This window comes from Fluviicola sp., assembly GCF_039596355.1.
Classification (GTDB): Bacteria; Bacteroidota; Bacteroidia; order Flavobacteriales_D; family Crocinitomicaceae; genus Fluviicola.
The window spans coordinates 316,390-338,603 of sequence record NZ_JBCNJW010000002.1; the positions used below are offsets into that span (position 1 = coordinate 316,390).

Here is a 22,214-nt window from a genome sequence, read left to right on the forward strand (position 1 = left end):
CTTTTATTTTCCAGGAGTAAGCATATTTCTCCCGGCACATCATCAAAATCTAAAAAAGTTGATTTTTTAAAATTTTCCGGGCTTTTCTCCCAAGGTTTTGGCCCTGGAAATTGTCTGTTAAATAGAACCAACAAAAATTCAAACAACATGAAACACATCATCAGAAAAACGCACCTCTTTACCGGAATCCTTTTATTGGCTGGACAATTCGCTACGGCCCAGGAGGATCCTGAGCCTGCTCCGAAGATGAAGAATTATCTGGATATCACTTACGGACAACGCATGTTTTTTAATTTTCAAGCGATGTGGACGCAGAATAATGACCAGGATTCCTTTGATTTCAATAACTTTCAAAACCTGGGAACATTCGGAATACGCTGGGATCACTTATTAAATCCGTCATTCAGCATGGGATTGGATTTTTACTACTCCCAACGAAAATCTTCCGGAACCATGACCGAATTTGCCACCGGGACAAAAAGTGAAGCGGTATTCATCGTCAATCGTTTTAACGCACAAGTCCGACTGGCATACCACTTGCCTCTCACCAATCCGAACCTGGATGTTTACTTCGGTGGTGGTGCCGGGATTAACAGCGAGATCCGTAAATTAACCCTCAATGGGAATAATGCACCAAGCCGTGAACATCCCTTCACGTTATTCATCCCCATTTCGTTGAGAACGTTTGCAGGGCTCAGGTATTCTTTCACCAAACATTTCGGTACGAACGCTGAAATCGGGCTTGGTGGTCCGTTGTTCAGCTGCGGATTTCACTGGCGTTTCTGACACTTTTAACGAGAAGCATTCCATTTCCTTAATTCCGCCTAATTTTGGCGGAATTATTTTTTCAAAAAAAAATCATTCACGACCCAAGGTTTATGATTGCCTGGTTGTTTACATATAGATAATTCACTTTGGAGCAAATGATATGGAAACAAAGAAATTAGATTTATTCCGGAAATATGCACTGTTAATCCTGCTGTTTTTACCGGTATGGGGTTATACGCAGACGAGCGAGAAATCAGACAAAAAAATCAATCTTTCCCTGGGATATGGTTTAGTCAGTTATTTCTATACTCCGAATTATGAAACAACAGAGTATCTCCTGATAGACAGCGTGAACAACATTCAATCTTCGCATACCAGAAGAGTCGTAACAGATATCAAGATCAAACCGATTTACCTGCGTTTCGATTACAAATGGGACCGGAAAAACAGCATCGGCTGCATGGTAACATACAATGCCTACCGGGCTTCGGGTATCCGAACCGATTCTACCTGGAATACAGCGACTTCCATGTATGATATTTCTGACTCGAAACTACTCTACAGTATGCACCGTTTACGTTTTCAAATGGTCTATACCCGTCATTTTTTTGTTGACCGTCCGAAAGTAAATACCTATTTCTACGCTGCATTGGGAGTAAACCTGGTCATTGACCAGGTCAAGGAAAAAAACGTATTCGGATTCGGGGATGAGTCCTTTTATAGTGTCTCAAGTGGTTTTCCTATTGCAAGCAGATTGTGCTACGGTTTGCGTTACAATTTCAGTGAAAGCATGAGTTTATTTACCGAAGCAGGACTTGGCGGGCCTCTTTTATCCATCGGCTTAACAGCTAAATTTTAACAGTACAAAACATATTCCGTGGAACTGGAACTGATAAAACGCTGTGTGGAGGAGGACAGGAGATCGCAGGAGCTCTTTTACAAGCAATGCTATGCCAAATTTATTGGCACTGCCTATCGCTACTCAAATGGAAAAGAACAAGCCGTACATTTTTTCAACCTCGGTTTTGTAAATATTCTGATGAACCTGAAAAAGTACAATCCTGAAAATCCGTTTGATTATTGGGCAAAGCGTGTCCTCATCAATACAATCCTGAATGAACTGAAAAAGGAAAGACGCGAACAGGAACGTTTTTTTCCTGCAGAAGATATTTCTCAATTCTCTCAAACAACCTGGGACGACGACGACGAGATGATCCGGGAAAAAATCGAATTGATCCGGGAAAAGGCAAATTTATTGCCCCCGATGACCAAAAATGTCTTTAATCTCTATACCATTGATGGTTACAAGCATCATGAAATTGCTGCGTTACTTGACATCAATGAGAATACAAGCATGTGGCATTATTCGGATGCCAAGAAGAAATTGCGCAAAATGTTAGACATCAATTAACTCCAAGCGATGGAAGATTTTAACAACATAGAATTTGATCCGATTCCCGAAGGACTGGAATTCAAAGAAAGTTACATGCAGGATGCCTTTGCGCTGTACGATGCGGAAAAGGAAAAGCGAAGAAAGCGCATCCTGATCTGGTGGTTCACTTCCACCCTGGGGTTCTCCTGCATTTTACTGGGGGGAATCTACTTTTTCACAAAAGACACTTTGAATGCTGCTCCCTCCAAAAAAACAGCTGAAAAAGCGATCACATCCACTCATCAAATAGCTGCTAAGCCCAACACGCTTCAGCGGGATCAGCATGGAAAATCCCACATGACAACGCACAACAACGGTGTCCATACCCCCACGGAGAATCCGGTGAATCTTACTCTCAAAGAAAGGTCTTCTCAGCAGGCTAACACCAGTGCACGCAGCAAGCCGCTTAAGAATCAAAAACGTGTGGCTTACACACCTACAAGTACTTCAATTGCTGCAAAACATACGCGTAAAACCCGTTTTTACAGTGCTTTAACCGGAGATAAACGAAAGAACGGAGCCGGTGAGGTGACGGATGATACCGAATACCTGTCTTCCCGTCCGGTGAACTCAGATGCTCCGAACGAAAAAACTGCAATTGATTCCGGACTGTACGCAACTCCCGGCACTTTACCGGTAAAGCCTGCTTCACTCGCCTTTAGTAGTGACAGCACTCCCAAACCGGTAATTGACAGCCTGAAAATAGCGGCCGATGCTAAAACTCCTCCGGTGTCTAAACACCAGCTTTTCGTAAACCTCGGGGTGAACACCTTGTTTGGAGTGAAAGAATTACAGAATCGCGTGCTTTTCAAAGAAGCCATTGGTTTTTCATACCATTACCAGCTTTCAGAGAAAATCAGGATCGGAGTGGGATTGGAATATCATTCCCTTCCCCTTGTTTCATACCGCAGATTGATCAGCGATACAACGAAATCCGATAAAAAAACAATTATCCTGAATAAAACGACTCTGAATTATATCAGCCTGTATCCTCAGGCAAGCTATCAGATCGGGAGCAAACACCAGGTAACTGCCGGGCTCGGAATTGAGTACTTACTGACGGATCCGGGAGAACGGTATGAAATCAAAGTATATACGGATGAAACTCCAAAAAGAGTGAACAGCAAATTGTATTACAGTACGTTTAACCGCTTCAACTTTTCGGTATCCATCGGGTATGTTTATCAATTCAGCCGTTTTATGTCTGTTCAGGCCCAATACCACTACGGCTTCACTGACATTACCAAAAACAATGCTTTCAACCAGAGTTTTGATCGCAACAGCAGGTTACAGCTAGGCCTGAGAATACGGTTGCTTTAATCTTCTGGTGAATGCTCCGGGAATACGAAAAAGGAGGTAATGGAGAGTCCTGATTCGATCTGCCGGAAAGAAAAGTGGGGCACGATAAATCGTGCCCCACTTTTGCTTGATCTCATTTCAACTAAATATCAATGTGCATGCAGTTTCCAGGTCGACGTAATGTTGCGGGAAGCTGCATTTTTATTCGCTTTTTCAGTGAGGTCTTTCCAAACTTGTGAAATTCCTGCTTCCAAAGCCGCTTTCTCGTCTTTAAACATTTCCCACATCACTTTCGGATCTTCGAAATAGTGTTTTACGAAGTTCGTATCAAAATCTCCGGAACGGAACGCCGGATGCATCATCACAAACTTCCCGAAATCCAGGGTAGTTTTTACTCCTGAAATTTGGTAGTTATTAATTGCAAGAATCATTTTTTCCATCGCTTCTTCCCGGTCTTCTCCCCAAACAACCAATTTGGCAATCATCGGATCGTAGTAAATCGGCACTTCCATTCCTTCTTCGAAAGCATCGTCTACGCGCGCCAGGTCTTTACGTGGTCTGCGGTAACGGTTCAAAGTTCCGATATCCGGGATAAATCCGTTCAGGGTATCTTCTGCATACACGCGCACTTCGATGGAATGTCCATGAATCACCAGGTCTTCCTGGAGCTTCGGTAAACGCTCACCGCGTGCCACGCGCACCTGCCATTCAACCAGGTCTGTTCCGGTAATTTCTTCTGTCACCGGGTGTTCTACCTGCAAACGGGTATTCATTTCCAGGAAGTAGAAGTTCAAATCGGCATCCAATAGAAATTCCACTGTTCCTGCTCCTTCGTAATTACACGCTTTACAAACGTTTACGGCTGCTTCTCCCATTCTCTGACGCAGTTCTTCTGTCAAAACAGCAGAAGGTGCTTCTTCGATCACTTTCTGGTGGCGGCGCTGGATAGAACATTCCCGTTCAAACAAGTAAACGACATTCCCCAGGCGGTCTGCAAAAACCTGGATTTCAATATGTCTTGGTTTCGTAACGAATTTCTCGATAAAAACAGCATCATCTCCGAAAGATGAACGCGCTTCGCTCTGCGCCATTTTCATCTGTTCTTCGAATTCATCTACATGGTTTACCAAACGCATTCCTTTTCCTCCACCTCCGGCAGAAGCTTTGATCAGGATCGGGAAACCAACTTCAGCAGCGATTTTCTTTGCTGCTTCTACATCCGTAATGGCTTCATCTACCCCCGGAACCAAAGGTACGTTGTAGTTTTTCACCGCTTGTTTGGCAGATAATTTATCTCCCATAAGTTCCATTGCTTCAGGAGACGGCCCGATAAACTGAATTCCGGCTTCTTTCACCTTTCTGGCAAAACCGGCATTTTCAGACAAGAAACCATATCCGGGGTGAATTCCTTCCACTCCCAGCTCCTTACAATAATTCAAAATAATATCTTGTTGCAAATACGATTCAGAAGACGGAGATTTTCCTACATACACTGCTTCGTCTGCTTCATGAACGTGCGGAGCGTTGGCGTCCGCATCGGAATAGATCGCTACCGTTGCAATGTTCATCTTCTTCAATGAGCGGATCACGCGGCGCGCAATTTCTCCCCTGTTCGCAATTAAAACTTTTTTCATAGAATTTCTCAATGGCGGTAAAAATAAGTAAAGTGCAACGAATCACCTAATAAGAACAGCGATACTTTGCCAATTTACTATAGAAGCTCTGAGAATGAGCTGTAAAGGGAGAATTCCTGTTGCCAGTTAGTTCGAGTACCATAGTGCAACGGAGGTCTATCGAGAACAACTGGAGAAACCAACGACTCTTTTGTCGTTCTCGATATCCCGGATCTTCGGGACCCGAACAGACAAAGAGAGATTCGTAATTACTGTGGAAGGGGTTCTGTTTTCGATTCAGGCTCTTTTTTCTCTTCGTTTTCCGGATTCAATGCCGGAGGCTGCTGCCCCGGAACGAAATCTACCGGAACGCGGTTTTTACGTTTGGAGTTGTTTACCTTGTTCTTCTTTCTGAAAAGGTTCGTGAAAAATTCGATGATCCGCGATTCGGAAATGTTGTTGAAACTTTCTTCGTAGTGCAAACCGACGCCCTGCGTGAATTCTCCTTTATCCTTGTTACTTAAAATCCCTTTGTCATTCGATTCGTTGAAGATAGACACCCTGAAAGATCCGTCGTCGTTGATCAAATAATCGAGGTTAAAACTTCCGATCAGGGAATTATTGGAATTTCCGGTAGACGTATTGTTTGAAACTCCTAAGGAGGTTTTCAGGATGATGTTCTGTTTCGCCCCATATGCACGTTGCAAACCGAACTGGAAATTCTTGTCGCCGGTGAGCGAGTTGTCGTTATACCCCACATTCATTTTTACATCTTTAGACAGCTGTTCCAGCGCCGCATTAATCTGCGTAGCGATCACTTCCGCTACTCCGCCGTAACTTCCGTTGTTTGTACCTACTCCCTGGAAGCGGTTCAACACCAGGAGGGTGAAGAATTGTTTCTGCAATTCATCCTTATTCGAACGGATTCTGGCCAGTACCTCTTTACCGGATTCACTGGCATTCGGTACCTCGATATCCAGGTCGATCAACGGATTTAAAAGCGTTTGCGTGATATTCAGTACACAACGCACCTCTGATTTCGTAGTTGAAGAACCACCAATTTGTTCCCGGTTCAATTCATCCAGACTGGCATTTACCTTGTAATAGGCTTTAATTTTCAACGCAGCATCATACGGAGTCTCAGTCCAGGTAATTGTACTTCCCTGATCCAGTTCAAATGTCTTGTGAATCGGGTTCAATACAAAATCATACTGTCCGCTGTTAATCGTATACGTACCGGTCATACCGATATTCTGGAACTGATCCACTTTCAAATTAATCTCTCCGCTTCCCGTTGCCCGGATTTCCTCATTGGTTTGATTATCCAAAATCAACCGGATATTGGCATCAGGAGTTGCTTTGATCTTCAGCTTCAAATCCACCCCGGTTAAATCCAGTTTCTTCTTAACGGTTGCTGTATCAGTGTTGAAATCAATGAAATCAAATTCGTTGATTTCCTTTGCTCCATACATTGGCAAATCCACATGCGTTCCTTTTTTGGTTTCCGCATCTACGGAGATTTCCGTATTCCCTTTTTCAAATAAAATACTGGCCGTTCCGGTAGCATATGCTTTCCCGTAGTAAATCGTTCCTTCCTTGTATGCTGTATTCAACACCATAAACTTCTGTGTCGGATTCAGAGGCCGTTTACTTAGCGGATCGCGGAAACCGCCTACCGTTTCATCAAAAATGACATCGAAACTGGCAGAGAAATCCTTGAAGTTGTTGTGGAAGACCGTTGCCAGTGCGTAGGCCGTATTTCCTTCGTCGTCTATGATCGGGAATGTACCATAGATACCGTCATTCTCCCCGTCGAATCTCAACGGACCACTCAAACTGTAATGAGTCCCGAGAATTCCCACCTTCAATCCGCCGTTTCGCAGCTGCAGATTTCCGTTGATAAACGGATCGTCAATGCTTCCGGTAGCGTGAATAACTCCTTTGATACTTCCCGCAATATCCGAAATAACTTCCGGATCCATGAATGCATTGGCAAACGACAGGTTCATATCCTGGAATTCGAGGTCAAAGTCAATGTTGTTGTCTTTTTTAAATGGCAGCACATACCCATTGAAATCAAATGTTTGCAGGTTTTTATACTTCAAATCTCCGTTCAAAACGATCTTCTGTTCCAGCTCGAGCCAGATTCCGTTTACGTGCACATCCCCCACTTCCTGGCCTTCCAGGAACAAATCTTTCAGTACCATATCGCCGTCTACTTTGATTTCTGTAAACGGTGTTGCCAAACGTGCTGTCCCATCCAGGCTTCCCTGCATTTTGATTCCTACTCCCAACAGAGATGAGAATTCTTCTACATGCAGTTCGTGGGCATTGATCGTTAAATAATCTTCTTTGTCTTCTGATAAAATTCCGTTCAGGGCCAGGAACTGGTTGTCTCTTTCCAGCATCAGGTGGTTGATCTCCAAATGATTTTTGCAATACACCAGCTGCGCCGTGTTCATGATTTCCCAGCGGTTGTTCTTCACCGAGAAATAAGACGGCTTAACCTGAATATCAAATTCTCCTTCTTCACGCACGTCGACAATGAAATCAAAATCTGAAGTATTCGGAACGTCCTGGTTCCAGATCAGGTCTGTCTTGTAAATATTCTTCGTCCCGTCCATCGTGAGTTGGATATTTTCCACGTCCAGGGAATCACGCAGCTGTGTTTTTCCGGCTTTCAACACCAGTGTTCCTTCTCCCGATGAGAATTCCTGGTGCAGGTCTATATTCGTCAGGAATGCATCGCTTTTGTCATTTATCAGTTTTTCATAGCTGATTTTGGTCGACTGAATATCCAGCATCTGGTGATGAACCCGGGAATCCAGTTCCATTTTGACAACGGTTCCATAGGCAATATCCAGGTTCGGCAAAAAGATATCCAGGAATGCTTTCGAATCCTTGATTGTGGCATTCAGATCGAAATGATCTTTGGAATCTGCTGTTCCGCGTGGATAGCTCTTCGGAGCAAAATAAGATGGGAATGCATCGGAAAGTCCGTTATTGATCGCAATCGGAATGGTGTTGAAGTTGATCTTTCCGTTTACATCTGCATCCAGAATACCACTTCTCAGCTCAAAACGGTCGCTTTCCTGGTTGCGCTCAATGTAAAGTCCGACTTCCGGAAGGCCGAGTTTTTTACCGTCTTTGATCAGTTCAAGGTTATCGGCATTGATGAGTCCTTCGTATGTTTCCAGTGAATTTCCGGTCAAATCCATGTCCAGGTTCCCGACAAATGAAGATTCTTCGTCGGTATCGAAATGAAGTTTCCCCAGGTTGGCTTTGGCAATTTCGACCTTGAAATCGAAATGCTGAATTTTGGAAACATCTATTGCCCCGTCGAATGCCAGATCCAGATTCGGATCATTCACTTTCAGATTTGCATCCAGGATGTTATTAATGAACGAACCGTTTGTGACTGCAATATTCGAATACGTATAATCGTTGAAGTGGAACCTGGTCACGTCTCCGGAAAGTGTTTCCAAACGAATCACGTCTTTCTGCCCCACAATTCCGCTCAGGTAAACCTGTCCGGCCACATTCCCGAAATTGGGATTATCGAGGAACATTCCCAGGTTGAAACTGTCTATCGCAATATCGTAATTGGCATCCTGCGTACGGTTAAACGCATATCCTCCTGCCGGAAGTTTATTGAATGTAATCTCATTGTCGAGCTGAACGGATCCTAAAACGCATTGCAGTTTATCACTCTTAATGGCAAACTGATCCACCGAACCGTGAACAAAGGTATTCCGGACTTCCGCAAACTGCAGCCTGTCGACCATTTCATCAAAATTCAAACGCGCCATCCCGGATCGTTTGGGGAGCTGGATTCCTTCCACATCTTTGAAATCGATGAGTGCATAATCGACGTGTTCCCGGAATGACGATGCCGACAGGTTTCTGAAATCAGGTAGTGAATAGGATCCCCGGATGACGCTTCGTGTGCCGAAACGCAAATCCATGTTATCGATTTTCAGGTCTTTTACTTTTTTAGTCACCACGGCACTCAGCGAAACCACTTCATTCATTCCTTCCAGCGCATGCCCGAAAAGGGAAATATCCCAGAAACTGACACGCGATGAATCGATCACCGCATCAAATGAAACACTGTCTTCAAAATCGTTGAATCCTTTGAGCGTACTCATCAACATATGGAGTTTTGACGCATACACATCCGACCGGGACGTATTGATCTCCACATCGCTGAGCATGACTCCTTTATCGGGGTTGATCAATGCTTTTGCAAATAGTTTTTTCAACCAAAACCCGGACTTTTCCTGTGTTTGAAGGTGTTTGAGCTGAAAAGCCATGATTCCCTTCTCTTCCCGGAAATCGGTGATGTGCAGAATGACGTCTTTGAACTTCAGATGACTAAAATCCATTCCGAAAGCGTCGTAATCCTTCCGGTTGTCATCGTAGGAAATCGTCACCCACTCAATATCAATGTTGTCGACCGTTACACTCGGAGGATCGGAATTCTTCTTATGACTTTTTTTCCCGGAGAAATAATCGGCAATGAATTCATAATTGTAGTCGCCGTTGATGGAATCGCGTTCTATACCAACTCTTCCGTCCGAAAGACCCACACTTTTCAGGTGGATATAATCTCCGCCCAGGTCGAAATCCTTTACACGAACCATAATTTGCTGAAGCGCAGCCAGCGTATCACCGTGCTGATCGCGTACCAATACATCCTTCAGGTACACTTTGTCGAAAAAAACCACATCAATTTTCCCGATCCGGAATTCAGCATCCAGTTCTTTGGACAAAAAATTGGTGGCAAGCGTTCCCAGATAGGTCTGAAATTGGCTCGTTCTAATGGCAAAAGCAAAAAGAATGAGCACCAAAAGCACCCATTCAAAAGAAATCCCTACTATTCTACCTAGTATTTTGAGTACTTTTGCCATGTATTACATACAAAATTAACAAAGTTGAGCCAACAATCATTAGTAATTCTGGGAATTGAATCATCTTGTGATGATACTTCTGCTGCTGTACTCAAAAACGATACCATTTTATCGAACGTTACGGCGAGTCAGGCAATCCATGAGCAATATGGTGGTGTTGTTCCCGAACTGGCGTCGCGGGCTCATCAGCAAAATATCATTCCGGTTGTAGACGCGGCTCTGAAAAAAGCGTCCGTTTCACTGAAAGATATTGATTTAATCGCATTTACGCAAGGCCCTGGATTAATGGGATCGTTGGTTGTAGGAACTGCTTTTGCCAAATCGCTGAGCCTGGCGCTCAACAAACCGATGGTGGCTGTACACCACATGCATGCTCACATCCTGGCTCATTTCATCCAAGAAGGAACTCCGATCCCAAATTTCCCGTTTATTTGTTTGACCGTTTCGGGAGGACATACCCAACTGGTGCGCATCAATTCGCCGGTCGATATGATCGTTTTGGGTTCTACTATCGACGATGCGGCCGGAGAAGCGTTCGACAAAACAGCCAAAATACTTGGGTTTCCTTACCCAGGAGGGCCCTTGATCGACCGCTATGCGAAGGAAGGAAATCCGAAAGCCTTTTCGTTTTCAAAACCACAGGTAGAGGGCTACAATTTCAGCTTCAGCGGACTCAAAACGTCCGTGCTGTATTTTATCCGGAAAGAAGTGGCTAAAAACCCGGATTTTATCGAGGAAAACAAGGCAGACCTCTGTGCTTCCATACAAGACACCATCCTGGAAATCCTGTTCAAACAGCTTCGGAAAGTGTCCAAAGACACCGGCATCACTGAAATTGCCATTGCAGGAGGTGTTTCTGCCAATTCCGGGCTCAGAAACCGCTTACAGGAAGAAGGACAAAAACTCGGCTGGAATGTCTATATCCCGAAATTCGAATACTGCACCGATAATGCCGCGATGATTGCCATTGCCGGAAAATTCCTGGCCGAAAACCAACAGTTTGCAGATCAACATATCAGCGCCAATGCGCGCTTACCTTTTGTTAAGCCATGAAAAAAGTTGAACTTCCGGAAGCATTTGTAAAACGCGTCAGCAGTGATTCATTCCTGGGAACACCCCTGCTGGATGCACTGAACGAAGAACAACCCGTTGCAATCCGGATCAATTCGTTGAAAGGCGCTTCTGTCTTCAACGGACTGGATGCCATTCCCTGGTCTCAAAATGGTTTTTACCTGAAAGAACGGCCTGTTTTTACGCTTGATCCGCATTTTCACGGCGGTCGCTACTATCCGCAGGAAGCGGGTTCGCAATTCATTGATTGTATTCTCCGCCAGCTTCCATTACCGGAAAACCCGGTTGTGCTGGATCTTTGTGCAGCTCCTGGAGGAAAAAGTACGCTGATTGCCGATTTCCTGGGAGGAAAAGGACTTTTGCTCGCCAATGAAGTGATCCAAAGCAGATCGCGCATCCTGAAAGAAAACCTCACAAAATGGGGTGCTAAAAATACGCTGGTGAGCAACAACGACCCGGCAGATTTTGAAACACTGAATAATACGTTCGACTGTATATTGATTGATGCTCCCTGCTCGGGAGAAGGCATGTTCCGGAAAGATCCTGACGCACGAAACGAGTGGTCAGAAGAATCGGTTAACCTCTGTGCAGCTCGACAAAAACGCATTGTAATGGATGTTTGGGATTCCCTGAAACCGAACGGCTACCTCCTCTATTCGACCTGCACATTCAACGAACAGGAAAACGAATCCAATGTGCAGTGGATGCTGCAACAAACGGATTCGGAATTGGTTACTGTGGAGATTCCGCATGCCAAACAAGGACGAAACGGAATCGGGAACTACGCGCTTCCTTCCGAATTGAAAACGGAAGGTTTTTACGTGGTGGTGATCCGGAAACTTGGGGAAGAACGCGTACAGAAAAACAAATCGAAGAAAAAAGGCACACTCACCCGCATCAAGCCGGAAAACTGGCTCGGGGAATGGGTCGACACCAATCAATCGGAATTGGTACAATGGAACAACTACCTGTTTGCTGTTCCGGCAGATCAGCTGGAATTGATTGAGCGATTACACGTACAACTCCGCATGATCAAACTGGGAACAGAACTGGGAGAAATTTCCCGAAAAGGACTCATTCCGAATGAAGCACTGGCACTCGGTAACGAACTGCTTTCTGACCGCATCCCGGATATTCAGTTGAGCAAGGAAGAAGCGCTGCATTACCTGAAAGGCGAAACGTTCACCCTTGCTGCGGAAAAGCAGGGATTCCACACGGTTTCGTTTGAAGGAACCAAACTCGGCTGGATCAAACACCTCGGAAACCGGTTCAATAACCTGTACCCGAAAGAATGGCGCATCCGCATGCGGGTAGATTAATATTCCGGGCGGAAAAACTGCATCTTTCCTTTTTTCAAATCGGATAGAAAAATACTGGACTCCCCCAGTTTCCGACCGAATTTACCGGTATTTTGATGCCATAATACCAGTTCTCCATTCGCTTTTACTTCTTTGACGACCGCAAAATGCTTGTCCATCGTTTCGAAGTATTTCATCCCGTTTTGAGTTCCGCTAAATTTCACTCCTTTGAATGCAATGATATCACCGGGAGCAATGCATGCTTTCTGATAATCATACGGTTTTCCGAAAACGTCGTAACCGTTCCATTTGGCATACGTTTCGTTCAACGCCAAACTCAAAACATCCCAGCATTCGCCGCGTAGAATTTTCTTTCCCATGTACGGTTTTAGAACTGTCAGTATGCTTGAATTCAACTGCGGAACAGAATCACACAATTGAACCCGCTGTGCCTTGCCATGAAAAAGAAACAAAAGAACGAATGCCAGGATGCTGAAATATTTCATGTTGTTTGTGAGATTACCGGTATAACGCGAAAATGGAAAAAGGTTAAAAAGAAATTTGATATTGCAGTACCAACATGTTTTTCCGCGCTGTCTGAACCGCTTCACCATTCGAATTATTAGCAAAAACAGCCCTGTTTTGAAGTCCAAGCGACATTTTTCCGCCGTGCGTTCCATGAATCAGCCAGCTCACGCCTCCTTCATACATGACCGCGGCATCTTTGAGTGCCTGGAAACGGGAATACTGCAGCTGCACATAGGGCAGCAGCGTTCCGTTGTCCGGGAGCAGATCGTCTTTGAATTTATAACCGGCCTGGAAAAACAAGATGTCTCCGGTTCCCACCATCGGGAAATTGACTCCCGGACCGTTCAGAGAAGCCGCAGCCGCATTGACTCCGTTTGCCGGGTTCATTCCGTTGTTCATGCGCAGGTAGTTCTTCCCGAAATTGAAATTGTTGTAGGCAAGATAGGCATTGAAAGCAGCTCCTTTCTTCCCTACCGGAAAATCTGCAAACAAATCCGCGCCCAGCAAGAGCAGGCTTGTACGCACGGTATCGCCATCCAGTCCCAAATGCCACATGGCTTTGTTTTGCTGCACCCAGCCGATACCCAGGTTGAGTAATTTCTTTTTTCCCAGGTAAGTTCCGCTCATGTATGGAACAGCTGTCGTTTCTTTGTCGAAAAACTGCCAGAACAAGTAACCTGCAGTTTGCATTTCCGGTGCTTCCGTACTGAAATTGGAAACCGGGTTAATCGGAGGAATTGCCACGGTACTGTTTCGTACAGACATCGGGCGGCTCAGTGCAACACGGTAGTTTAAGCGCGAAATATCACCTTTGAGGTAGACAGACAGTTTTCGTGCAAACTGGTCGTTGACTCCGTTGGTTGCCTGCTGGTAAATCGGCGCATCCAATCCCATAATGTTGGCTACCGCAGGAGCTGAAAAGCGCGACATTCCACCCCAGGCTGTCAAACCTCCACCGATGTGTAGTTGTTTTATGATCTTGTATTCGGTAATGGCATCGTGTAAAAAGGCTCCGGTTCCTCTCGGCTGGAGAAAACTGAAGTTATTCTGCCCGAATTGCGTGTAGAAGAAAATCCGGTCGGTGAGTTGTCCGAAAGCCTGAACGCGCCATCTTCTGATCCCGATATCCGTGTAATGCGACTTAGCTGTTCCGTCAATGGTTGTTCCCGGATTAAAATCAGAATACCGCAGCCAGGTTTGGGCTAAAAAGGTTCCCTTAAAATAATGCGTCCCCGATTTGTTGAAATTGATTTTCAGTTCGGGTATCACCATCCGTTCTTTCACCGAATCCTTTGCGGTCTGCGTCCATACTGCTCCTGCCTGTATGGTCAGCATCATTACCAAAAATGTCTTTTTCATGCTTTCTTCGTTTCTATAAAAAGAAGCCGTATCCGAAGTTCGATCGGACAGCATTCCCTGTTAAAAAGATTCACCGCTAGTTTTTGAGAGCCGAAAAATTACAAAACATTCACCTCATCCGGTTGTTTTACTCACAAATAATTTCCCGAATGCTTTTCCCCAAACCAAAAGTTATGAAACAACAAACGCCCCGACCCAAAAGCCGGAGCGTTTATATCTAATTCTAAGTAGCTGGTATTATATTCTTTATTGTTCAGCGCAATTCAGCCACGCTTATCTCAATAAGTTAATTGCTCCGTTGAATGTTTTCTTGAGATCCGTGTAGAGATCTTTTACATGTGCTATCCAGATATATGTTCCGTTCTGAACGATGACCCCATTGTAGGTTCCGTCCCAGGCAGCATTCGGATCATGTGTTTCCCAGATGACTTCTCCCCATCGGTCTAAAATCAGCAATTCGAAATTGTACTGATCGATTCCGGAGACATAGAACTTCCAGCTCTGATTGAATTCATCTCCATCCGGTGTGAATGCATTCGGTGCATAGAAGATAATATCGCTGACAACAGACAGAATATGTTCTACCGTATCCACACAACCTTGTGATGTTTCAACGATCAAACGGATCTCATACGTTCCAACGGTGCCTTCCGGGTAATGGAATGTCGGATTCTGGTACGTACTGTGGTTCGGATTCGATCCCGGCGCATACCAGGTCCAGTTCACCACTCCCGGACTCGATTTGTCCTGCATTTTGACTTCCGTTTCGAAAATCGTTGTCGGGTTTGCAGACATCGTGAAATCTGCCACCGGGTTTGCAATCACGTTCGCAATTCCCGGGAAGGTACTCGTGGTGACACATCCGTAGATTGAGGTCACGGTAACCTTCATGGTATAAATTCCAGCTTCGGTGTACGTATAGTTTAAATCCGTATCACCATGGAACGTTTGAGTTACACCGTTTCCGAAATCAACAACCACAGAGTCTATTTCGTTTTTATTGTTCGAGTTATTGATGAATGTAAACGCTCCCGGAAGACAGGAATATGGTTTGTCTGCAGTATAATTCGGAACAATGGTTACCGGGAAAGTAATGGTCAGACAGGAATCCGTTGAAGGTGATCCGCACTGTTCGGTCAATTCCGCACAGTAAACCGTTCCGCTGTTTACCGGATCCACCGTGATCGCATTTCCGGTTCCGATAATCGTTCCGTTCTCTTTCCAGGTGTAGGTATAGGCAGAACTTCCTCCTGTCCCCTGAACTGTCAACAAAATGGATGCTTCCGGACAAATGGTGGAATCTGGTGTAATGCTGACGATTTTCAAACGCGCCGGTTCGGAAATCGTTGCGGTAACGGTAATTACACAACCGTTTGCATCCGTAATCGTCACCGTATGCGTTCCGGCATACAGGTCATCTGCACGCGGCCCGGTCGAAGCGGAAGCACTCCAGGAATACGTGTAAGGAGCTGTCCCGTTTACCACACTCACTTCGATGATTCCGTCGTTTGCACTGTTACAGGTCACATCGTGCTGATCAATGATCGTTGCAACCATTCCCGGAATTTCCGTAACGGTAACTGCAACGGTATCGACACAACCGGTTGTAGATGAAACCACGCAATGGTAAGTTCCCGCGGCTAATCCCGCTGCCGTTTGACTGGTTTGTCCGCCGGCATCGAACCAGTTATAGGAAACTGTTCCCAACACCGGGTTCATGGTTGCCGTGGCTGTTCCGTTACTTCCTCCAGGACAGCTAACCGGCGTGGAAGTTCCGCTAAACGTGGCATTCGTATTCGGTACGTTGACATTCACATTGGCTGAACAACCCAACGCATCCGTGATTTGAACGGTATAAGGCCCGGCAACTAAATTGGTTGCTGTTTGCGTTGTCTGGCCTCCCGGAGACCACAAGTAAGAAAAAGGAGCACTTCCCTGCGTCGGGGTAACCGTTGCCGAACCCACACCTCCGAAACAATAATCGGTTTGTGCGGTGGCTGTTCCGGCTACGGTCTGCCTTGTAATAAAAGAAGTATCACTCACCCCTCCTACTGCGGCGTTACAAGCAGTTGCCGTGAGGTAATAGCCGGTTGTTCCCGGCGGAATGGTCGTCAAGTTCAGAACTCCGCCATTATACGGATAGGTTGCCCCGGATGTACTTGCCCACTGAATGGAATTGTTCGATGTCGAAGTGACTGTGTAATACTGAACCGTTGCAACTGCATAATTTGATGTGTTGTTCGGTGCAGTTGGTGTGAATCGTTTTCCATCCTGGTTGGCGTTCCAAACGGTATTGTTTCTTCCCGGCGTAATAGTTGCACTTGTTCCGGCAGGATTGTGTAGTCCCTGGATTGCCAACCCTCCGTTCCATGCCTGACAGCCTGGTTTCTGACCGATCATCATGTCGATAACATTGGATGTTTCGTAGAATATCAAGGCTCCGTAATAACAGGTGTTCGGACACTGGAAAGCGTTCACACTTTCATACAGAACAACAAACTTCCGGTTCGGTGCCGTACCGATTGTTTGATACTTAATCGGCCCGATCGGAGCCTGAGACGGATTGATATCCGAATAAAACAGCATCGCGGAGTTTCGTGTTGTAGCCAGGTTTACGGTAGATGGCAGTGTTCCCATACCGACCAATGACCAGGGACAGGAATTGTTTGCATTCCCATTGTTAAAACTTACCAAACCGTTTGAACCGATGACACACTGTGTGTAGTTCGTTCCATAAAAGTTAAAAGTAAATCCGATGGGGATTAGTGCCGAATACCAATCATCCGGCAATTGTGGAATAGTAGTAGCGTTATCCAGAGTAATTCCGTTAGTGAGTACCGGACCTCCTCCCGAACAATTCGTAATCTGAACGGTTTGACCTGCACAAACAGTAGCATCCTGACCGAGGCATAAAGTGACCTGAGCATTCAGCACACTGCTTGACATAAAAACCAACGCACTTAATAAAACTATCTTCTTCATAATTACTTAATTGTGTTGTACTTAAAAAACGTTTTTTTTAAGTACAGGTTGCTTGAGATTAAAGCAAATGCAAAAAAAACACAAATAAGCAATCAATTAACTGATAAACAAACAATTGCAAAAAGTTGAAAGTGTTTGTTTTTTCAAAAATCCATGTTACGAAATAGTAAAATCAAACTTTTAAGTAATTAATTATCAAATGGTTCATTATTTCACCGGTCAACTAACTCAAAATACTCGCTATCGAGTACCTATAAACAAAAAATCCCTGCCGCAATTGACAGGGATTTTTGATATGATAAAGTAGTCGAAGTGTTACTCTAAAACGTTGATCACACCATTAAATGTCTTCTTGGCATCGGTGTAGACTTCTTTCACGCGGGCAATCCAGGTATATGATCCCTGTGTAACCGGAACCCCGTTGTATGTTCCGTCCCATGCAGCGTTCACATCGTGTGTTTCCCAAATAATTTCTCCCCATCGGTTGAAGATCAGCAATTCGAAGTTGTACTCATCGATTCCGGAAACATAGAACTTCCATGTTTGGTTGAACTCGTCTCCGTCAGGCGTGAATGCATTCGGTGCGTAGAAGATGATGTCGCTGATAACAGACAAAATGTGTTCTACTGTATCCACACAACCTTCCGGTGTTTCAACGATCAACTGGATCGGGTACGTTGCAATCACTCCTTCCGGATAATGGAACGTCGGGTTTTGATACGTACTGTGATTCGGGCTGGATCCGGGAGCATACCACGTCCAGTTCACCACGTTCGGGCTCGACTTGTCCTGCATGACCACCACTGTTTCAAAAATAGTTGTCGGGTTTGCAGACATCGTGAAATCAGCTACAGGGTTTGCAATGATGTTTGCAATTCCCGGGTAAGTTCCTGTTGTCACACAGCCCAATTCTGAAGTTACCGTTACGTTCATGGTGTAAATTCCAGCAGCCGTGTAGATGTAATGGATGCTGTCGTTTCCATAAACTACTCCCATATCTCCGTTTCCGAAACTAACCACTACTGAGTCAATCGGATCGTCATTATCGATGTTTGTTGTGTCTAAATAGAATACCAGATCACCAGGCAAACAAGAATATGGCTTATTCGGATTATAGATCGGCACGATCGGAGTCGGGAAGTTGATCATCATACATGAATCCGTACTTGGAGATCCACATTGTTCGGTCAGTTCCACACAGTATTGTGTTTGAGTTGTCAGCGGATCAACTACAATCGAAGTTCCTGTTCCGATCACGGTTCCGTTTTCTTTCCATGTGAATGTGTAAGGAGAGCTTCCGCCTGTTCCCTGAACGCTCAAGGTAGTAGAAGCTTCCGGACAAATAATCTGATCCTGGGTCAGGAAGGTAATCTGAAGCGGATCCGGCTGAGTCAGCGTCTGGCTTTTTGAGATGGTACATCCTTTATAGTCAGTCACTGTCACCGTTGTTGTTCCTACATACAGGTCATTTGCCATGTTCGTAGTAGAAACAGAATGATCCCACGAGTAAGTGTAAGGTGCTGTTCCCTGAGTTACGGCAACCCGCAACACTCCGTCATTTGCAGAGTTACAGGTTACATTCCCGATACTGTCGAAGTTTGCGATCATTCCCGGAATTTCAGATACAGTTACGTTTACTGTTCCGGTACACCCGATATTGGATGTGATGACACAGCTGTAGCTTCCTGCAGAAAGACCTGTCGCGGTTTGCGATGTCTGTGCATTCGGATCATTCCAGGAATAAGACAAGGTTCCTACTACCGGGTTCATGTTTGCTGTTGCAGTTCCATCGGATCCACCCGGACAAGAAACCAGTGTGGAAGTACTTGTATAGGCAACCGGGTTCGCTCCAACTGTTGCTGTTGCTGTTCCGGTACATCCGTTAGACAAAGTAACCGTACAGATATATGTTCCGGGCAAAAGTCCTGTTGCAGTTTGAGTGGTTTGTCCTGCCGGATCACTCCAGTGGTACGTTGCGGTTACACCCGGAGGGTTCCCTGGTACGGTGAAGTTTGCCGTTGCAGTTCCGTTATGCCCCATCGGACAGGAAGCAGGAGTGGATGTTGCACTGTAGGATGCATTGATATTGGTAACAGTAACAGTTGCCGTTGTTGGGTTTACCGTTTGCCCGGTTGTCGGGTTCGGACCGGATGTTACCGTTACAGTGTAAGTTCCCGGAGCAACGTTATTTACAGTCTGAGTTGTAGGGTTTCCGGGAATGTTCCAGGAATACGTGTACGGAGCATAACCTCCTACCGGTGTTACAGTTACACTTCCGGTTGGCTGGTTACAGGTAGCCGGGGTTTGAGAGGTTGTTGCTCCGAAGTTGATTGCACAGTTGATACTTCCGGATGAAGGTGTGGAAGTATTCGGCTGCAAGCTGATTGTTCCGGACTGACCGTTGAAGTTTGTAATCAACAAGATATAAACCTGTCCTGCAACTGCATTGGCAATATCCACATATTCAGTTGCAGAAGCGGAATAAGAACAGTCAACCGTCGGAGTGCTTGGTCCGATCGGACATCCGGCAGAAACGCTTGTATACGGTCCGTAAAGAGCAAAATCCACGTCGATTAAACTTCCGCTGCTGGACGTCTGCGTAAGCGTGAGATGAATACTACCTGAATTGGCAATACCGATCGCCAGCCAGTTTGGATTCGGGGTAGAATACAAACAGGAATAGGTTCCCATACTGGATACTCCAGTGAGGTTTTGATAAGATCCTGAGATGGAACATCCAGCCTGTGAACAGGAAGATCCAGGGGAAACCTGAGCAGCAGCGCTCAAGCCAAAAAACAGCCCCAATCCCAGTAAAGTATGCTTGATTGTTTTCATAATATTAAAATCTCGTTTCGTGGTTAGATAGCGTATTCGACAGCATATCCGGTAATGACACCGTTAATAGTCTGAATCAGGGTTGCAAATTCTTCTTTCGTCAAAACGGCCTGTGATTCCAAAACCAAAGAGGTTCCGTCTTCACTTAGAATAAAAGAAGTAATACGTGGATCATTATTCAGAATTGTTTCCAGCGTTGCTCTTTGAGAAAGTCCGACACCTGTAATTCCAATTACATGATGAGCTTTTACCCCTGATAGAATATCAATTCCGGCAATCTTATTTTCGTTCATTTTAGTTTGAACTTCTGTTCCGGACAATTCATATATCTTTTCATATACCTGACCAAACGATTCAAAGCTTGAAAAGACAATACCAAAGGCGCATAGCAGGATGTATTTTTTCATTTCAATTTGGGTTTTAATTGTACAAAAGACGGCATTATTAAGTTTAGGTTGTCTACTCCTTTCGAAAATATTATCAATAATTGCCTTTTAACAAACAAAATAGCCTTCCCATTGATTAAAATTCAATTGCGAATTAATGTTCCATAAATTTTCATGCTCATTTTTAAAATTAATTACATTTGCTCCACGTAAAATAAATGCATTAGTTATTATGTCAAGTAAATACCAAGCTCAAATTGACGCTTTCATGGAAAAAGTGAAGGCTTCAAACGGACATGAAGCGGAATTTTTACAAGCTGTTCAGGAAGTTGCAGAAACAGTTATTCCATTCATCGAAGAAAATCCAAAATACAAAACGGCTAAGATTTTAGACCGTATTGTTGAGCCGGAAAGAACCATCATCTTCCGCGTTCCGTGGTTGGATGACAAAGGAGAAATTCAGGTAAACCGAGGGTATCGTGTAGAATTCAACTCTGCAATCGGACCATACAAAGGAGGTTTGCGTTTCCACCCTTCTGTAAACCTTTCTATCCTGAAGTTCTTAGGATTCGAGCAAATTTTCAAAAACTCTTTGACTACGCTTCCAATGGGAGGTGGTAAAGGTGGTTCTGATTTTGACCCGAAAGGAAAGTCAGACAACGAAGTAATGAAATTCTGCCAGTCATTCATGACGGAATTATCCCGCCACATCGGTGCTGACACAGACGTTCCTGCTGGAGATATCGGTGTTGGAGGTCGTGAGATCGGTTACATGTTCGGTCAGTACAAACGTATTCGTAACGAGTTTACAGGAGTATTGACAGGAAAAGCACGCAACTGGGGAGGATCTTTGATTCGTCCGGAAGCGACAGGTTACGGAACGGTATACTTCGCGAAAGAAATGCTTGCTACGAAAGAGGATTCTTTCAAAGGAAAAATCGTTGCTGTTTCCGGTTCAGGAAACGTAGCTCAGTATGCTTGTGAAAAAGCGACTCAGCTGGGAGCAAAAGTGGTAACACTTTCCGATTCATCCGGCTACATTTACGATGCTGAAGGAATCGATGCTGCGAAGCTGGATTTCATCATGGAATTGAAGAACGTAAAGCGTGGACGTATCGAAGAGTACGTGAAGCAGTACCCTTCTGCGAAGTTCGTTGCAGGAAAACGCCCTTGGGAAGTGAAAGTTGATATCGCGCTTCCTTGTGCTACTCAAAACGAATTGAACGGTGAAGAAGCAGAAGCTTTGATCGCAAACGGAGTAATCTGTGTTGCTGAAGGAGCAAACATGCCTTCTACTCCTGAAGCAATCCTGGCTTTCCAAAAAGCAAAAGTATTGTTCTCACCAGGAAAAGCTTCTAACGCAGGTGGTGTGGCAACTTCCGGATTGGAAATGTCTCAAAACTCTCTTCGTATGAGCTGGACTTCTGAAGAAGTTGATGCTAAATTGCACGGAATCATGGTTTCTATCCACGAGGCTTGTGTGAAATACGGTAAAGAAGCTGACGGAACGGTTGACTACGTGAAAGGTGCAAACGTTGCAGGTTTCGTAAAAGTTGCTGATTCTATGATTGACCAGGGTCTGGTATAATCGAAAAAATAAAAGTCCCGAAAAACCGTCTTGAGCAATCAGGGCGGTTTTTTTTTGTTTCAACACCCCATTTCCAGTTAGTTCGAGTACCAAAGTACAACGGAGGTGTCTCGAGAATAACTGGACTACTCTTGTCGTTCCCGAT

At 44.9% G+C, this 22,214-nt stretch carries 14 protein-coding genes; 7 read left to right on the top strand and 7 right to left on the bottom strand.

Annotation, left to right across the window (positions count from 1 at the left end):
- Positions 1 to 147: 147 nt before the first annotated feature.
- The 4 genes from ABDV94_RS06615 to ABDV94_RS06630 all read left to right on the top strand — a co-directional run bounded on the left by ABDV94_RS06615 (position 148) and on the right by ABDV94_RS06630 (position 3,520).
- On the top strand, positions 148 to 786 hold the full coding sequence (locus tag ABDV94_RS06615) for an outer membrane beta-barrel protein (RefSeq protein ID WP_343605827.1): 639 nt from the start codon (positions 148 to 150) through the stop codon (positions 784 to 786).
- A 142-nt stretch (positions 787 to 928) separates the two neighbouring features.
- Positions 929 to 1,627: a hypothetical protein gene (locus ABDV94_RS06620; RefSeq protein WP_343605829.1), complete on the top strand. Its 699-nt coding sequence runs from the start codon at positions 929 to 931 to the stop codon at positions 1,625 to 1,627.
- Positions 1,628 to 1,645: 18 nt separating this feature from the next.
- Positions 1,646 to 2,179 carry a sigma-70 family RNA polymerase sigma factor gene (locus ABDV94_RS06625; protein ID WP_343605831.1) on the top strand — a complete coding sequence of 178 codons (534 nt, stop codon included), beginning with the start codon at positions 1,646 to 1,648 and terminating at the stop codon, positions 2,177 to 2,179.
- A 9-nt stretch (positions 2,180 to 2,188) separates the two neighbouring features.
- Positions 2,189 to 3,520 carry an outer membrane beta-barrel protein gene (locus tag ABDV94_RS06630; protein WP_343605832.1) on the top strand — a complete coding sequence of 444 codons (1,332 nt, stop codon included), beginning with the start codon at positions 2,189 to 2,191 and terminating at the stop codon, positions 3,518 to 3,520.
- A 128-nt stretch (positions 3,521 to 3,648) separates the two neighbouring features.
- Here the strand turns inward: ABDV94_RS06630 and ABDV94_RS06635 are convergent, their stop codons facing one another.
- Positions 3,649 to 5,133, bottom strand: coding sequence for an acetyl-CoA carboxylase biotin carboxylase subunit (locus tag ABDV94_RS06635; RefSeq protein WP_343605834.1), 1,485 nt, complete (start codon positions 5,131 to 5,133; stop codon positions 3,649 to 3,651).
- A 248-nt stretch (positions 5,134 to 5,381) separates the two neighbouring features.
- Positions 5,382 to 10,022 carry a translocation/assembly module TamB domain-containing protein gene (locus ABDV94_RS06640; protein WP_343605835.1) on the bottom strand — a complete coding sequence of 1,547 codons (4,641 nt, stop codon included), beginning with the start codon at positions 10,020 to 10,022 and terminating at the stop codon, positions 5,382 to 5,384.
- 24 nt (positions 10,023 to 10,046) lie between these two features.
- On the opposite strand from ABDV94_RS06640, the gene tsaD reads away from it, so the two are divergent.
- Both tsaD and ABDV94_RS06650 read left to right on the top strand, forming a co-directional pair.
- On the top strand, positions 10,047 to 11,075 hold the full coding sequence (tsaD, locus tag ABDV94_RS06645) for a tRNA (adenosine(37)-N6)-threonylcarbamoyltransferase complex transferase subunit TsaD (RefSeq protein WP_343605836.1): 1,029 nt from the start codon (positions 10,047 to 10,049) through the stop codon (positions 11,073 to 11,075).
- Positions 11,072 to 12,412 (top strand): hypothetical protein, encoded by a 1,341-nt coding sequence (locus tag ABDV94_RS06650; RefSeq protein WP_343605837.1) that lies wholly within the window; start codon positions 11,072 to 11,074, stop codon positions 12,410 to 12,412. Before tsaD ends, ABDV94_RS06650 begins: the two co-directional genes overlap by 4 nt.
- On the opposite strand, the gene ABDV94_RS06655 is transcribed toward ABDV94_RS06650, so the two are convergent.
- The 5 genes from ABDV94_RS06655 to ABDV94_RS06675 all read right to left on the bottom strand — a co-directional run bounded on the left by ABDV94_RS06655 (position 12,409) and on the right by ABDV94_RS06675 (position 20,502).
- A complete protein-coding gene (locus ABDV94_RS06655; RefSeq protein ID WP_343605838.1) occupies positions 12,409 to 12,897 on the bottom strand; it encodes a hypothetical protein in 489 nt (162 codons plus the stop codon). The genes ABDV94_RS06650 and ABDV94_RS06655 overlap by 4 nt on opposite strands.
- 43 nt (positions 12,898 to 12,940) lie before the next feature.
- Positions 12,941 to 14,278, bottom strand: a complete 1,338-nt coding sequence (locus tag ABDV94_RS06660) for a hypothetical protein (protein WP_343605840.1) — start codon at positions 14,276 to 14,278, stop codon at positions 12,941 to 12,943.
- Between the two features lie 273 nt (positions 14,279 to 14,551).
- Positions 14,552 to 17,260 (bottom strand): gliding motility-associated C-terminal domain-containing protein, encoded by a 2,709-nt coding sequence (locus ABDV94_RS06665; protein ID WP_343605841.1) that lies wholly within the window; start codon positions 17,258 to 17,260, stop codon positions 14,552 to 14,554.
- 315 nt (positions 17,261 to 17,575) lie between these two features.
- Complete coding sequence (locus ABDV94_RS06670) at positions 17,576 to 20,095, bottom strand: gliding motility-associated C-terminal domain-containing protein (protein WP_343605843.1); 2,520 nt, start codon at positions 20,093 to 20,095, stop codon at positions 17,576 to 17,578.
- A 23-nt stretch (positions 20,096 to 20,118) separates the two neighbouring features.
- Positions 20,119 to 20,502 carry a hypothetical protein gene (locus tag ABDV94_RS06675; RefSeq protein WP_343605845.1) on the bottom strand — a complete coding sequence of 128 codons (384 nt, stop codon included), beginning with the start codon at positions 20,500 to 20,502 and terminating at the stop codon, positions 20,119 to 20,121.
- Positions 20,503 to 20,713: 211 nt separating this feature from the next.
- Here ABDV94_RS06675 and gdhA point away from each other — a divergent pair, with 211 nt between their 5' ends.
- Complete coding sequence (gdhA, locus tag ABDV94_RS06680; RefSeq protein ID WP_343605847.1) at positions 20,714 to 22,069, top strand: NADP-specific glutamate dehydrogenase; 1,356 nt, start codon at positions 20,714 to 20,716, stop codon at positions 22,067 to 22,069.
- Positions 22,070 to 22,214 lie beyond the last annotated feature (145 nt).